Here is a 15,486-nt window from a genome sequence, read left to right on the forward strand (position 1 = left end):
ACGGAGAGGCAATCTTTTTTTCGTAGCTGGGTAGTGTGAGGGAGGCGGCGATACGGTGGTGCGGCGTAAAAGAGAGGCAAAAGTGCCTCGGATTTGAGCGAATGCGGTGGATTGGCGTGAAAGAGAGGCAAAAGTGCCTCTGAAATGAGCGATTGCGGCGGATTAGCGTGAAAGAGAGGCAAAAGTGCCTTTGAAATGAGTGAATTCGGAGGAGTGGTGCGAAAGAGAGGCAAAAGTGCCTTTGATTTGAGCGAATACGGCGGATGGGCGTGAAAGAGAGGCAAAAATGCCTTTGAAATGAGCGAATGCGGCGATTGGCGGACATGAGAGGCAAAAGTGCCTCTGATTGGAGTGAATATGGCGGAGTGGCGTAAAAGAGAGGCAAAAGTGCCTCAGAAATGAGCGAATGCGGTGGATTGGCGTGAAAGAGAGGCAAAAGTGCCTTTGAAATGAGTGAATGCGGCGGAGTGGCGGAGATAAGAGGCAAAAGAGACCACGCTCCTTCATCCTCTTTATATTTTCAACCAACATATGTTTAACGACCCACTCATTGCCAGGATATCGAGCCCTGATAGCACGATAATCTTTAATTTATCCAGCATATCTTTAATTTTGCGGCTATTTGTAAGGAAAGATCTGGGTTAGATTAGGGTGGACTAATCAAAGTAAGGCGGGAGGGGTGCCGACAAAATTGAATGCGCTTGCACGATCGGGGTTGAATACAGAATGTGCTTGCACGAATGTGGTTGGATACAGAATCTGTAGGCAGAAGAGAGTAGAAGTAGAAGAAGAAGAAGTAGAAGAAGTAGAAGTAGAAGAAGTAGAAGTAGAAGTAGAAGAGGGTAGGAGCAGCAGAGGGACGGGACAACAGAAGTAATCTACTTGCTGTTCGGCGACATAGTGAGACACATTACGCTTCATGGATGAGAGTAACCGAAACAACTACAGGACGAGGAGAGTGGAAAATGAACCTTCACACCGGTAAAAAGGCGCGTCGTAAGCTGACATCAGCTGTTCTGGCGGCAGCTTTGCTAGTTTCAGGACTTCCCCTAACGGCTTACGCCGGCGATACGTGGCCTTTTACAGGAGACAGTGCGCCGGGTGCCAATCAGCCTAATGTACATGGATATACGAGCAGCCATATTGCGAACTGGAGTCCGGCAACCGATCCGGATGCAGAGCTGTTGAGATCGCGGGTGCCGCTGCAGAAGCGGAATGCCCCATTTGCTGCAACCCAAGCTAACCCAGCACTTAGCGCAGATACACAGATGATCAACGTTGCTGGCGACTACGGGAATGCTTTTATTGAGAACGCGCCGTATACGAACAAGTTTGCGCAGTATCACTTTAACTTTTGGCAATATATCGATTACTACTCCTATTGGCACGGTACAGCGACTGCGTACACCCCGCCGGAATATTATGATGAATTGGCCCAGAAGGACTGGCAGCAAAAATGGTTCGAATTCGGCATGCTAAACATCCCGAACCCTACCTACACCGATGCAGCGCATAAGAACGGCGTGTTGTCATTGGCGGGAATCTTTTTTTCCAATAATGACCGTGGACAGCAGACGTACAAACAAATGATAGTTAAAGACGAGAATGGTAATTTTCCGGTGGCGGATAAACTGATCGAGATGGCCGGGTATTTCGGGTTTGACGGTTATTTTGTAAATCAGGAAGAGATGAATCCGAATGTAGCGACCCAGGATATCCCCGATTACATCGCTTTTATGAAGGTGCTGCAAGAGGGCGGCCTGTATGTACAGTGGTACGACTCGCTGAACACCAATACCGGTGCTAATACGTTCGCCCGGACGATTAATGATACCAATATCTCCTTTTTAGTGGATAAAAGCACCAAGGAACCCGTCTCCAATTCGTTTTTCTTCGACTACGGGGCTGGCAATACACAGATTACCAACGCGGCTAGTTACTTAAGCAATCTGAATGCCAGTCTGGGAACAAGCTACAACTTGTTTGAAGTTGGTTTTGCAGGGCTGGAAGCAGGCCGTGACCGGTTCAAGTCCGTTAACGGAACAGCGTTGATGAACAAGCTGGACAGCAATGGCTTGCCACGGCTCAGCTTGGCTACACTCGGTGCGGACTTTGTTCATGCCGGTCTGGATGAGGACATGAACCTGTCTTACCCGGTCTCGCACAGATCCGAAAATGACTACCAATGGATGACAAAACTGCGTGAGCAGCTATGGTGGTCAGGCCCGAACGTGGACCCTAAGAATACGGTCAAATCGGCAACCAATACCGTTGCCGATGTTTATGCCGACAACCGTTACTGGCCGGGAATCTCGTCCGTCATTGCGGAGCGTTCGGTAATTAAGGACAAGAACTTTTACACCAATTTTAACACTGGACAAGGCTTGTCCTATTCCGTGAACGGTGAAGTATCGAACCCGGATGAGTGGTCTAATATGAGCCTGCAGGATATCCCAGTGACTTGGCAGTGGTGGCAGGATACTGCTGGCAATAAGCTTACTGTAGATTTTGATTATGGACCGGAGTACAACCTTGCGGGTACAAACCGTTACAACTATGAGCAGATCGGTGCGTATAACGGTGGCAGTTCACTGGTGGTGAACGGCAATCTGAATGCGAAGAACTTCTTGCGTCTGTACAAAACAGAGCTGGAGGTCAATGGCAACTCCAAGCTGTCGATCAGCTTCAACAAGCCATCTGCCACAGATGCTTCGGTGATGGCAGTAGGACTCATCCTGGCTGATGATCCGAATACCGTCGTAGAGGTCGCTGTTCCAAACAGTGGTCAGCACTCGGACGGTTGGTTGACAAAGGAGCTGGACCTGAGTGCATACGCAGGTCATAATATTGCAGCCCTTGGACTGGTCTTCGATCCCGGGCAAGGAACAGCGTCCACCTACCAGATGAACGTCGGACAGCTGCGCGTCTATGACGGGTCTGCCGTAAAGCCCGCAGCTCCTGCGGAATTAGCAGTTGCGGAAGCTTTTACAGATACAGGTGAGATGGTTGTGAAGTGGAAGCTAGATCCCGATTACACTAAGATCAAGCAATATAATGTGTACGTGAATGATGTATTTATGGGCGGCAAATACGATGAGGTGTTCTACCTGAAGCATCTCCCGGTGAAATCCGGAACCCTTAAAGTGGTTGCAGTGGGTGCGGATGGAGTGGAGGGTGAAGCGGCAACGCTGGCTTTTGATCTGGATGAGGCGGTTTCCGGAGTGAAGGTGGATTCAAGCGCGGACGGGGAGTTGACTGTGAACTGGACGAACTCCGCCCAAGCTTCCGGTGACATTACCGTTCGAGTGCAGTCTTTGAATTGGATTACGACATCCGAACCGGTGTCACAGCAAGTGGTTGTCCCGGCAGGTGCAAGCACTGCGCTGTTCACAGGGATGCCGGTAAACGGCGATGATTACATTGTCACCGTTACCGCAGGCAACACCGATCCAGTCTCGGTCAGCGGCCAGTTCATCGACACGGTCGCGGAACCTTACGCGGAAGAATGGTCCTGGACGGACGGTAAGCTGAATCTGCCGATGCCGAATACCAGAGACTGGCGGTATATGTATGTGTATGAGGATGGGAATGCAAAATCTTTTGCCACAACGTATAGCTCTGGCAATAAGCCGATGATTATCCGTGGACGGACAACTAAGGCGAGCTTAAGCTTCACCTCGTCGGCAAAAGTTGTGCATGTGGTGATGGAGGATTATGCAGGCAACCGCTCCAAACCTGTCTATCTGAAAGGAAGCTATCCCGTTCTCTTTGATGCTAATGGGGGTGAGCCAGCAAATACTGTGGCCGAGGCTGTGTATGGCACTTTGCTGATGGAGCCTACAGGCATTGCCAGAGAGGGTTATGACCTGGAAGGCTGGTACGTTGGAGAAGGAGAAGATGCGCGAAGATGGAATTTTGCCGAAGATCTAATAACCGGTGAGCTGAACTTGCAAGCGAAGTGGGCCTTGCAAGCTCCAAAGGTGCAGATCGTAGGGGAAGGTTCCTTCCGTGAAAATACGTCCGCGACACTAACGGCAGTTGCCACTGGCGCAGGGCAGCTGACTTATGCCTGGTATGCGGACACAGGCAGCGGTTATGGAGATGCGTTGGGAGTGTCCGCCTCCTATACTATCCCTGCTTTGACTACCGGGATGGATGGCAATAAGTACAAGGTCATCGTCACCAATGAATCTGGTGACAGCAGTGAAGCAGAGTACACAATTAACTTAACTCCGGCTGAAGCACCATGGGAAGCGCCTGATTTCATAACCGATCTTCCGTCTGCACTTGATGTCATTACTGGTGAAGAAGTGAAGCTGTTCGTACAGATCCGCGGGGATGTGGAATCGGTTCGCTGGGAGACGAAGGCAGCAACCGCAGAGGAATGGACTGTGGCGGAGAGCGTGACTTCGGCGGTATACGCATTTACTGCTTCTGAAACAGACAGCGGTACGCAGTTCCGTGTGGTTCTGACTGGAAAAGAGGGAACGGAGCCTTCAACAAGAACCGGTAATGAACTTACGGTGACAGTACATCCGGCACCCGATGCGCCAATTATCACCTCTAATAGTGTAGATAAGAATCCGGCAGTTGTAGGTGATAAGGTGTCTTTTGCCGTAGTAGCTTCTGCAGTTTATGGCGAGTTAAGCTACCAATGGTTGAAAGACGGGCAGGCCATTGAAGGTGCTGTGGAGCGTAATTATACGATTCCTTCTGCAAAAGAAACAGACAGCGGCGAGTACACGGCCGTAGTCACCAACACCAAAATACTGAATGGTCACCCTTATACGGCTGTTCAAAAGAGCGGAATTATTAATTTCAAGGTCCACAATACTCCTGTATCTACACCGCAGCCGACATCGGCTCCAGGGACAGGTACGGGAACTGGTGGGACGACTCCGGCAGCGACAGCAACGCCGCTTCCAAGTCCTACTAGCACAACTTTGACAGTTCCAGCAAGTGCACTCAGTACATCTACTGAGAACGGCAAATTGACGGTAAAGGTGCCGGCAGGCGTTACAGCTATCGAGCTGCCTGTAAATGCAGGTGAGTTGCTAGGGATCCGTCAACTTGAATTGTCCGCTTCGGGAACCACACTTGGTATTGCGCCGGAATTGCTGGTGCAATTGAAGGCTCTGCTTAATGAAGCCCAAGCTTCAGGCAGCAAGATTCAGGTGAAGCTCAGCCCGGAGACTTTGAACATGAGCACACTGAAAGCAGAGCGTGGGGTGGTCTTGCGGGGTACGGGTATGACGTTTGATCTGAGCGTCATCGCGGGGAATGGCACATCTAGCCGTCTTCCAAGCTTCAGCAAACCAGTAACCTTACAATGGAGTGCAACAAATACGGATTATAATACTAATTTGCTTGGTTTATATGCTATTGCTGAAGGGGGTTCGCTTACCTATCTCGGCGGAGTGTATGCGAATGGCTTCCTGCAAGGGGAGTTTAGCGGAACAGGCAGGCTGGCTGTGCTGGAGTACAATAAATCCTTCGCTGATGTTCCGTCTACTCACTGGGCTGCGGACACTATCCGCCAGCTGGCGGCTAAACATCTGGTACAAGGCACTTCCGAAAATGGATTTGAACCCGCCCGCAGGATTACAAGAGCGGAATTTGTGAAGCTGCTGGCTGGCGTGCTGGGACTGCAAGATCAGGCGGAATTGAAATTTAGTGATGTGCCTTCTGGTGTCTGGTATGAGCAGGACCTGGCGCGTCTGGTCCGGGCAGGTATTGTAGGCGGACGCACTGCTGAGCAGTTCGATCCGAGTGCGAACATCAGCCGCCAGGAGATTGTCACTATGCTAATGCGTGCCTATGTACTGGAGCATGGAGCGCTTCAGTCATCAGCCCCGGCAACATTCACCGATTCCGGTGAGGTAGCAGCCTGGGCGGCAGACAGCGTGAATGCTGCTTCATCACTGGGTCTGGTGAATGGCCGCACGGACGGGAAGTTTGTTCCCGGTGGCTTGGCGACCCGTGCCGAGGCTGCGCAGTTCATCTTGAATTACATCCGGTAGATTATATAGCCTCACCACGGTCTGCCCAAGGAGCCCTTTGCTCCATGGGCAGACTGTCTTTGCTTGGCGGAGGATTGCAAGCTTTTACCAGCCACAGGCAGGAAGCACCTCATGCTATACTTTATTCATAATGACAAGCAGCGAAGCTTAGTCTTCCCCCTGCTGTAGGAGGTTGCTGATGTTTCCGGGGAAATTGTACAGAAAGTATCTGAAGAATAATCTGTTTATGAAAATCATCCTGCTCTTCTCAGTCATTGCCGTGGTCACCATTATCACCTTCTCCTACCTGATGTTCTTGCTCATGTCTCAGGCTGTAGTGCAGCGGCAGATGGAGATTCAGAAACGTACCGTGGAGAGCATCAACAGCTATATTGAGCAGAAATATGACTCTGTACAGTCTATGATGCGGGACGTGTACCGGGACACGGAGCTGACTGCTAATACGTCGTATTTGCTGGAGCATCCGTATGAAGATTACGTGAGGTACCGGCTGGACCGCTATTTCAACGAAAGTAATGCTACGACGGATACCGTGCAGTTTTTTCGCAATCAAGTTGAAGATGATCCTGATATCCGCAGTTTAATGCTCTACAGTGCAGCTGAGCAGCAGTTGTATGTCTATAACGACCAAGGCAAATTTCAGATTATTTCCACTAATGCAGCCCACTCTTTTGTACCGGATGCGCTGTATCTGGAGGAGGAAGGCAGTGTCACCGCCCCAAACACTTGGGTCAGTCAGGCGATCTCATCTCCGGAGGGGCCGATGTTTACGGTTCGTACCCCGGTCAATAACAAGATATCACTGCGCAACATTGGTCAGCTTCTAGTCTATTTTGATGCCAGCGAGGTCTGGGGGAGTATGGGCAATTATAAGGATGACTTCAAGGGAAAGATTCTGGTGCTGGCAGCGGATGGGGATGTGTTATTTGATACCTCGGGCACCTATTATGGAAAGCGCTATCCTTATCCCGAGCAGATGAATTCTGCCTATACAGATGGTGAAGAAGTCGGCGGGATGATCATTACTAAGCAGACTCACACCCAAGGCGGATTTACTGTGTTGAGTGCTGTACCTAAGCAGGAATTAGCCGCCACTTATAGGGGATTGCGGAACATGATCTTCATTATCTGCTTGATCTGCCTGTTGTTTGCGATTATTACACCCACTTTATTTATCAATAATTTTGCCAGACGGACTCATAAAATTATCAAGTTCACCCGCAAAGTGAAAAACGGTGACCTGGATGCCCGGATTACCGATGTCAGAGAAGACGAGCTGGGGCAGATCTCCAAGAGCTTCAACGATATGCTGGATGAGCTGAATCTTCATATAGACCGTGTGTTCAAGGCTGAAATCAAGCAAAAACATACCGAAATCGCCGCGCTTGAAGCCAGGGTAAACCCGCATTTTCTCTACAATACCTTGGAGGTGATCCGAATGAGGGCAATCTCTCAAGGAGCTTCAGATGTCGGGGAGATGATCTACAGCTTGTCGGTGTTGTTCAAAAGCTATGTTCACCAGAAACCCAAGCATACGATGAAGGATGAACTAGAGGCCTGCCGTTTATATCTGGAGCTGTTCCGCATCCGTTATAAGGATAAATTCTCTTATACAATGGAATGCGGGAAAGAGCTTACCGGAAGAGTTGTACTCAAAATGTCGCTGCAGCCCATCATTGAAAACTACATTCTACATGGGATGCGCGTGGACAAGAATGATAATCACATCAGTGTGGCTGTGGCCAAGGACGGCAAATATTTGCGTGCGGTAGTTACAGACAATGGGCGGGGGATTGCTCCGGACAGATTGGTCCAGCTCAAAGAAGGTCTTTTGCAGCCAGATGAACAATCGGAATCATTTGGTCTGCGCAGTATTCATGAGCGTTTGAAGCTGCTTTATGGCAGTGAGTATGGCATTGAATTACAAAGCGAAGCGGGTACCGGCACAACCGTGACTGTGTATTTTCCCGATCTGGGAGAGGATGATCCAAACCATGTATAAAATTTTCATTGTGGACGACGAGCCTTTTATTATCGAAGGATTATATGACATTGTGGATTGGGCAGCACTGGGGATGGAGATTGTCGGCCACGCCGAGAACGGCCAGGAAGCGCTGGAGTCGTTGCGGTTTGTCCCAGCAGATATTCTGATTACGGATATTTCCATGCCGCTGATGAACGGGCTGGATTTGATCCGGGCTGTGCGGGAGATCCAGCCGGAGATCAAAGTTGTTATCCTCAGCGGCTTTGATGAGTTCGGTTATCTTAAGGAAGGAATGGCGCTCGGCATTGAAAATTATCTGCTCAAGCCTATTAATTTGCAAGAGTTCCGGGCAACATTAGTGACTGCCGCCGAGAAGCTGGGTGTCTCCCGTCAAGAGAGTCAATTCAATGCGCATAGTATTTCCATTCTGCGCGATAATGTGATGTACCGTTGGCTGCGGTGCCAGATTGGTCCGAAGGAATTCAGCGAACGGACTGATTTTCTGGGACTTAGACTAGATAAGCCGCTGGTGCAGGTAGCCCTGCTTCGCCCTGAACAGGACGCTGCCGAGCTATTTCAGGCGGTGGAAGAGGTTGTAGGCGGTAACCCGTCTTTGATTGCATTCCGGGATATGGATGGAGATACCGTGCTGCTGCATCTGCTTAGTGAGTATCAGCAGGGTAAAGAAGCGGTGGAAAGGCTTCATGCGCAGCTGCTGTTATCCCTAACTGGCGGTCCGCCAATGCGTCTGTCCGTAGGAACGGTGGAGGAGATGGAGGAGGCGGCGGCTCAGAGTTACGCCCATGCAAAGATGACTCAGGAATATTTCATGCTGTTTCCAGAGCGGAATTTGCTGCATTATGAGGAAGTTCAGGACAGGCATGAGGTTGCCGTCCAAGGTATGCCGCTGAATTGGGAAGATGATCTCAAGCTGATTATGGCGAAGGATAAGGAAGCGCTGCTGGTGCGGATCCAGGATCATTTTGAGCAGCTGCGGCGGATGGAGGGGATTACACCCGTGCTGCTGCAAGGCATTGCCATGGAATGGTTGATCCGCTTCAAGATGCAGCTGCAGGAGATCCGTCATGTGGAAGAACCGGAGCTTTTCGCAGACGGTTTTGGCCTCATTCGCTCTACAGTTTCCATAAATGAACTGACTCAGATTATTCAGGAAGCCGCTACCATTACGGTAGACGCCTTAGTTCGGGACGTAAAGAGTCCAGTCGTGCAGCAGGTGCTGAATTATATCCATGAGTCCTACAATGAAGATGTGTCACTGAAGACCCTCGGTGCCCAATACCATATTCACCCGGTGTATTTGGGACAGCTGTTCCATAAAGAGGTGAATGAGTCATTCACCGAATATATCAATAAATACCGGATTGAGAAGGCGAAGGAGCTGCTGCGGAATACCTCACTTAAAGTTCATGAAATCGCTCTCAAAGTAGGCTATTGGGAGACCGGCTATTTTTACAAACAATTTAAGAAGCATGTCGGGATATCTCCTACGGAGTACAAAGGGCTTGTCTAGCGGACCCCCGCTGCAAGCTTTTTCTTTATTTTCTACATGATTTATTTAGTTTAGCTTCTGTTTGAAAATGCTTTCATAAATTACAGTAAAGATAGTCCTTGAAGGAGAAAGCTGCTGGTTTAATTCCGGATTAGGCCAGCGATCTTGAGGTAAACAAAGGGGAGGTTATACAGGAATGGGCAACAACAAAAGAAAAAGGTTTTCCCTGTTACTGACATCACTTATGGCATTCTCGCTTGCGCTCAGCGCATGTGGCGGCGATTCAAACAACGCGGCAACTAACAGTTCAGGAGCGGGCGGCGACGGTGCATCATCCGAGAAACCGGTCGAACTGATCTGGTACACGATCGGCGGACCGCAGAAGGATCTGGACCGTGTCGTGGAAGAAGTCAATAAGTACACTAAAGAGAAGATAAATGTCACCCTGAAGATGAATATGATTGATTTTGGCGATTATACACAAAAAATGCAGGTTAAAGTAGCCGCTGGTGAACCCATGGACATTCTCTTTACATGCTCCTGGGCGTTCGATTATGTGCAAAATGCCCGCAAAGGCGCTTTTATGGAATTGGACAGCCTGCTTAATGAATATGGAAAAGGCATCGTGGACACGATTGATCCGGCATTCCTGGAAGGCTCCAAGGTAGATGGACATAATTATGCCGTACCTGCCAACAAAGAGCTTCCGGCGCAAGAAGTTTGGCGCTTCAATAAAGAGCTGCTCGACAAATATAACCTCGACATTTCCGGGGTGAACACAATGGAAAGCATTGAACCACTGCTGAAGACGATCAAAGAGAATGAACCGGGCATCACGCCTTACGCTATGGTGAAGGATTTCATGCCAGTACTGCCGTTCGATTACATCATTGAAAAGATGCCAATGGCTGTTTATATGGACACAAAGGATTACAAGATCGTGAACATTCTGGAAACACCTGAACTCAAAAGCACTCTTGAAACCGTTCGCAAATATTACAAGGCAGGTTATATCTCGCCGGAAGTAGCAACTACAACTTCGGTGGATGATCTCTATAAATCTTCGAACTGGTTCATGGATCGTGCGGCTACCCAGCCGATGGCGGACAATCTGTGGTCGGCAAGCTACGGCTATCCTGTAGTTTCCACGCCAGCTGGCAAACCTTACATTTACAACTGGTCCGTTATGGGTTCGATGCAAGCCATCTCGGCTAACTCCGCATATCCGGAGAAAGCGATGGAGTTCCTGAACCTGCTCAACACCGATCCGGTGCTGCGCAACATGATTGACTCCGGAATCGAAGGCGTGCACTACGAGAAGACTGGTGAGAATTCCATGAAGAACCTGGATGAATCCAAGAACTATGACATGCCAACCTTCTCGCTGGGCAATATCATGATCAACTATTTGAACGAGGGTGACCCTGAGAACAAATGGGAAGAGTTCAAAAAGTTTAATGAATCCGGTGTAAATGCACCGCTGCTTGGTTTTAACTTCGACACTTCCAAGGTGACTACTGAAATCGCTGCGGTTCAGAACGTAAAAGAAGAATACTGGTCACCACTGATGACTGGAACCGTTGATCCTGACGAGTATCTACCGAAAGCTATTGAGAAATTCAAGGCAGCTGGTTTGGACAAAATTATCGCTGAAGCGCAATCGCAAATTGATGCCTGGAAAGCGTCCAACAACAAGTAAAACATCAACGTAAGAGAAGATCGGGGCAGGGGCGTGGCCTCTGGACCCGGTCTTTTTTTGAAATATAAGGACATACAGGAGGGATCTAAGTGTGAAGACAATCAGCGGATTTATAAAAAATATTATGAATAACAAGATTATGCTGCTCATGGTTTTACCAGGTGCGCTTTGGTTTCTCTTTTTCTCTTACCTGCCGATGATAGGGACGATTATTGCTTTCAAGGAATACCGCTTTAGCCGCGACGGCTTCTGGGCGAGTATTATCAACAGCAAATGGGTGGGGTTAGACAACTTCAAGTTTTTGTTCACCACCAATGACGCGTACATTATTACCCGCAACACCTTGCTCTACAATGGAGCATTTATCCTGCTTGGCTTGATCTTGTCGGTTCTGATGGCGATTGTGCTGTCCGAGATTGTGAACAAGAAGCTGGCCAAAGTGTATCAGACCGGCATGTTCCTGCCCTACTTCCTGTCATGGGTCGTTGTCGGCTATTTTGCATTTAGTTTCCTGAGCTCCGAACGCGGGATGCTGAACCAGATCATGGGCTTTTTTGGCGCAGAGTCAATTCAGTGGTACTCGGAAAAAGCCTACTGGCCGTTCATCCTGATCCTAGTCTATCTGTGGAAAGCAGTTGGTTACAACAGCGTAGTTTATCTCGCAGCTATTATGGGGATCGACAAGTCGCTGTATGAAGCGGCGATGATCGACGGAGCTAGTAAGTTCCAACAGATTCGCAATATTACACTGCCGTTGCTGAGTCCAATTATCACGATCATGACCCTGCTGGCCATCGGTAAAATCTTCTACGCCGACTTCGGTCTCTTTTACCAGGTGCCTCGTAATTCCGGTACGCTCTACAGTGTCACGAATGTTATTGATACCTATGTCTATCAAGGCCTCAAAACAACGGGTGAGATTGGTATGAGCACTGCCGCAGGTCTGTATCAATCGGTTGTCGGCTTTACGCTAGTGATGACCTCTAACTATATTGTCCGCAAATACAACAAGGATAGCGCTTTGTTCTAGAACCTCATGAAAGGAGTGGGCCATATGTCTTCCATTACTAAGACTAAAAAAGAACGTGATTTCCACCATCTCTCGACGCCCTGGAATATCACTTTTAATCTGATAGCCGGCATCTTTGCGTTTCTGTGCGTGTTTCCGTTTCTGTTCGTCGTGATCATCTCCTTCACCGATGAGGTGGCGCTGGCGCGGGATGGCTATAAGCTGATTCCGGCAAAATGGAGTCTCGGCGCATACCGTTATGTGTTTGAATCCGGAGATATGCTGCTGCGTTCTTATGGTGTGACGATTTTTGTAACGGTGATAGGGACGATTATCAGCCTTTTGTTTATCGCTTTTTATGCGTATGCCATTTCCCGGAAAAGCTTCCGTTACCGCAATTTTTTCTCGTTCTTCGCGTTTTTTACCATGCTGTTCAACGGTGGACTTGTGCCGACTTATATTATCGTTACGCAGTTTCTAAGCCTGAAGGATACGATCTGGGCGCTGATTTTGCCGCTGGCGGTGAATGCTTTTTACATTATGATTCTGCGCACCTTCTACAGCACGAGTGTGCCTGATGCCATTATCGAATCCGGCAAAATCGACGGGGCGGGCGAGTTCCGTATCTTCCTGAAATTGGTGCTGCCTTTATCACTGCCCGGTCTGGCTACGATTGCTTTGTTCAGCACCCTCGGCTATTGGAATGACTGGTTCAATGCGCTGCTGTACATCGACAACCCGAATTTAGTCCCGCTGCAATCGATGCTGATGCGGATCGAGACCAGTATGCAGTTTATTTTGCAGAACTCCCAGAACAGTTCGCTAAGTCTGGAAGCTCTTCGCTCCATGCCGCAGGATACATCGCGGATGGCGATGGTCGTGCTGGCGACAGGGCCGATTATTTTTGCCTATCCGTTCTTCCAGCGTTATTTCATTCAAGGTCTTACCATAGGGGCTGTTAAGGAATGAGTTATACAAACCCGAATTTACCTGCTGAAGAACGGGCGGAGCATCTGCTCGGACTGATGACTTTGGAAGAGAAGGCCGGTCAGCTGATTCAGCCTTTTGGCTGGCAGGCCTATGAACATAGAGACGGTAAGATGACCTTGACAGAAAGCTTCAAGGAGAAGGTTGCCGGGGGCGGCGTGGGCTCGCTTTACGGGATGTTGCGCGCTGACCCGTGGACCGGTGTGACGCTGGCTACTGGCCTGTCTCCGCGTGAAGGTGCGGAAGCGGTGAATACGCTCCAGCGGTATGTGCTGGAGCATTCGCGGCTGGGCATTCCTGTATTGATCGGCGAGGAATGCTCGCATGGCCACATGGCGATCGGGGCCACCGTATTCCCGGTGCCCCTGTCGCTCGGCAGCTCCTGGAATGTGGAGCTGTATCGTGAGGTCTGCCGCGCCGTAGCGCTGGAGACACGCAGTCAGGGCGGCGCGGTTACGTATTCGCCGGTGCTGGATGTGGTGCGCGATCCCCGCTGGGGCCGCACCGAGGAGTGCTTCGGCGAGGACGCTTACCTGATCAGCGAGATGGCGGTTGCGGCTGTTGAAGGTCTGCAGGGGGAATCCTTGCAGAGCGGCGGCAGCGTGGGGGCTACGCTGAAGCATTTTGTGGGATACGGCAGCTCAGAAGGCGGCCGGAATGCCGGACCTGTGCACATGGGCTGGCGTGAACTGCTGGAAGTGGATCTGCTGCCCTTCAAAAAAGCGGTCGAAGCGGGTGCAGTCTCCATTATGCCTGCTTATAACGAAATAGACGGCGTGCCTTGCACGACAAATACAGAACTACTAGAGGATATACTCCGCGAAGCATGGGGGTTTGAGGGTCTAATCATTACCGACTGCGGAGCTATAGAGATGCTGGCCTCTGGCCATGATGTGGCTGAAGATGGCATGGATGCAGCAGTGCAGTCACTGGAAGCCGGCATCGACATGGAGATGTCCGGGGAAATGTACGGCAAATACCTGGTGGATGCCGTTCGTGAAGGCAAGCTGGACCCGGCACTGCTGGATCGGGCGGTCCGCCGTGTGTTGACGCTCAAGTTCAGGCTGGGCCTGTTCGAGCAACCATTCGCTGATCCCGATGCGGCTGAACGCGTCATCGGCAGCAAAGCGCATCAAGAGCTGGCCCGGCAAGTGGCGGGCGAGAGCATCATCCTGCTGAAAAATGAAGCAGGTGTGCTGCCATTGTCCAAGACCGCCGGCACGATCGCCGTCATTGGCCCTAACGCCGATGCCGGGTATAACCAGCTCGGCGATTATACCTCACCGCAGCCTCCGGCTAAGGTAGCGACCGTGCTCAGCGGCATCCGCAGCAAGCTGGCTGCAGAGCCGGAGCGGGTGCTCTATGCACCGGGCTGCCGGATCAAAGGCGATTCGCGCGAAGGTTTTGAAGCCGCGCTCGCTTGTGCAGAGCAGGCCGATACCGTTGTTATGGTCGTCGGCGGCTCCAGTGCACGCGATTTCGGGGAAGGCAGTATTGATCTTAAGACAGGCGCGTCCAAGGTGACGGAGAATGCCTGGAATGATATGGACTGCGGCGAAGGCATTGACCGGGTGTCATTGACCCTGTTGGGAGTGCAGCTGGAACTGATCCAGCAGGTTCATCAGCTCGGCAAACCTGTGATCGTTGTTTATATTAACGGCCGTCCGGTGAGTGAGCCTTGGATTGACGAGCATGCACATGCCATTCTGGAAGCCTGGTATCCAGGCCAAGAAGGCGGGCACGCTGTTGCAGATATCCTGTTCGGCGATGTGAACCCGTCCGGGAAGCTGACTGTATCCGTGCCGAAGCATGTGGGCCAGCTCCCGGTCTATTACAACGGCAAACGTTCCCGTGGCAAAAGATATCTGGAGGCCGATTCCCAGCCTCAATATCCGTTCGGCTTCGGGCTTAGCTACACTGAATTTACGTACTCCGGGTTGAAGGTGGAACCGGAAGTAATTGCGGCTGGGGAGACGGCTACAGTTTCCGTGGACGTTCAGAATACAGGAGACCGTGAGGGCGCAGAGGTGGTGCAACTGTATATTTCAGATGTCGCCAGTAAGGTCACGCGCCCTGCCAGGGAATTGAAGGCTTTTGACAAAATCAAGTTGGCTCCGGGTGAGAAGCAAACCGTGTTGTTCACGGTAGGACCGGAGCAATTGCAATATATCGGACCGGATTTAAGACCAGTTGTAGAGCCAGGAGCGTTTAAAGTGCTGGTGGGTAAGCATGTAAATGATACACTGAGCACCGATTTGACGGTGAGGGGGTAAAGAC

Annotated in this window: 8 protein-coding genes; all 8 read left to right on the forward strand. The window is 50.4% G+C overall.

All coding sequences use genetic code 11. The features are described from left to right. The first annotated feature begins 679 nt into the window (after positions 1 to 679). The 8 genes from NSQ55_RS04175 to NSQ55_RS04210 all read left to right on the forward strand — a co-directional run bounded on the left by NSQ55_RS04175 (position 680) and on the right by NSQ55_RS04210 (position 15,482). On the forward strand, positions 680 to 877 hold the full coding sequence (locus tag NSQ55_RS04175) for a hypothetical protein (protein ID WP_339171477.1): 198 nt from the start codon (positions 680 to 682) through the stop codon (positions 875 to 877). 88 nt (positions 878 to 965) lie between these two features. Next, complete coding sequence (locus tag NSQ55_RS04180; protein ID WP_339171480.1) at positions 966 to 6,020, forward strand: S-layer homology domain-containing protein; 5,055 nt, start codon at positions 966 to 968, stop codon at positions 6,018 to 6,020. Positions 6,021 to 6,198: 178 nt separating this feature from the next. Beyond that, positions 6,199 to 8,022: a sensor histidine kinase gene (locus NSQ55_RS04185; protein WP_036684922.1), complete on the forward strand. Its 1,824-nt coding sequence runs from the start codon at positions 6,199 to 6,201 to the stop codon at positions 8,020 to 8,022. Then, on the forward strand, positions 8,015 to 9,535 hold the full coding sequence (locus NSQ55_RS04190) for a response regulator transcription factor (RefSeq protein WP_248549461.1): 1,521 nt from the start codon (positions 8,015 to 8,017) through the stop codon (positions 9,533 to 9,535). The genes NSQ55_RS04185 and NSQ55_RS04190 overlap by 8 nt, the downstream gene beginning before the upstream one ends. A 175-nt stretch (positions 9,536 to 9,710) precedes the next feature. Beyond that, on the forward strand, positions 9,711 to 11,213 hold the full coding sequence (locus NSQ55_RS04195) for an ABC transporter substrate-binding protein (protein ID WP_076130103.1): 1,503 nt from the start codon (positions 9,711 to 9,713) through the stop codon (positions 11,211 to 11,213). A 100-nt stretch (positions 11,214 to 11,313) separates the two neighbouring features. After that, positions 11,314 to 12,243 (forward strand): ABC transporter permease subunit, encoded by a 930-nt coding sequence (locus NSQ55_RS04200; RefSeq protein WP_036684959.1) that lies wholly within the window; start codon positions 11,314 to 11,316, stop codon positions 12,241 to 12,243. A gap of 24 nt (positions 12,244 to 12,267) precedes the next feature. Further along, on the forward strand, positions 12,268 to 13,191 hold the full coding sequence (locus tag NSQ55_RS04205) for a carbohydrate ABC transporter permease (RefSeq protein WP_248549462.1): 924 nt from the start codon (positions 12,268 to 12,270) through the stop codon (positions 13,189 to 13,191). Further along, a complete protein-coding gene (locus NSQ55_RS04210; RefSeq protein ID WP_248549463.1) occupies positions 13,188 to 15,482 on the forward strand; it encodes a glycoside hydrolase family 3 N-terminal domain-containing protein in 2,295 nt (764 codons plus the stop codon). Before NSQ55_RS04205 ends, NSQ55_RS04210 begins: the two co-directional genes overlap by 4 nt. Positions 15,483 to 15,486: the final 4 nt, after the last annotated feature.

It is taken from the genome of Paenibacillus sp. FSL H7-0943 (genome assembly GCF_037963265.1).
GTDB lineage: Bacteria > Bacillota > Bacilli > Paenibacillales > Paenibacillaceae > Paenibacillus_AQ > Paenibacillus_AQ odorifer.

Bases quoted from the DNA above. Each gene is read 5' to 3' on its own strand.
- NSQ55_RS04185 (WP_036684922.1), top strand. From the start codon at position 6,199: ATGTTTCCGGGGAAATTGTACAGAAAGTATCTGAAGAATAATCTGTTT.
- NSQ55_RS04205 (WP_248549462.1), top strand. From the start codon at position 12,268: ATGTCTTCCATTACTAAGACTAAAAAAGAACGTGATTTCCACCATCTC.
- NSQ55_RS04210 (WP_248549463.1), top strand. From the start codon at position 13,188: ATGAGTTATACAAACCCGAATTTACCTGCTGAAGAACGGGCGGAGCAT.
- NSQ55_RS04195 (WP_076130103.1), top strand. From the start codon at position 9,711: ATGGGCAACAACAAAAGAAAAAGGTTTTCCCTGTTACTGACATCACTT.
- NSQ55_RS04180 (WP_339171480.1), top strand. From the start codon at position 966: ATGAACCTTCACACCGGTAAAAAGGCGCGTCGTAAGCTGACATCAGCT.
- NSQ55_RS04190 (WP_248549461.1), top strand. From the start codon at position 8,015: ATGTATAAAATTTTCATTGTGGACGACGAGCCTTTTATTATCGAAGGA.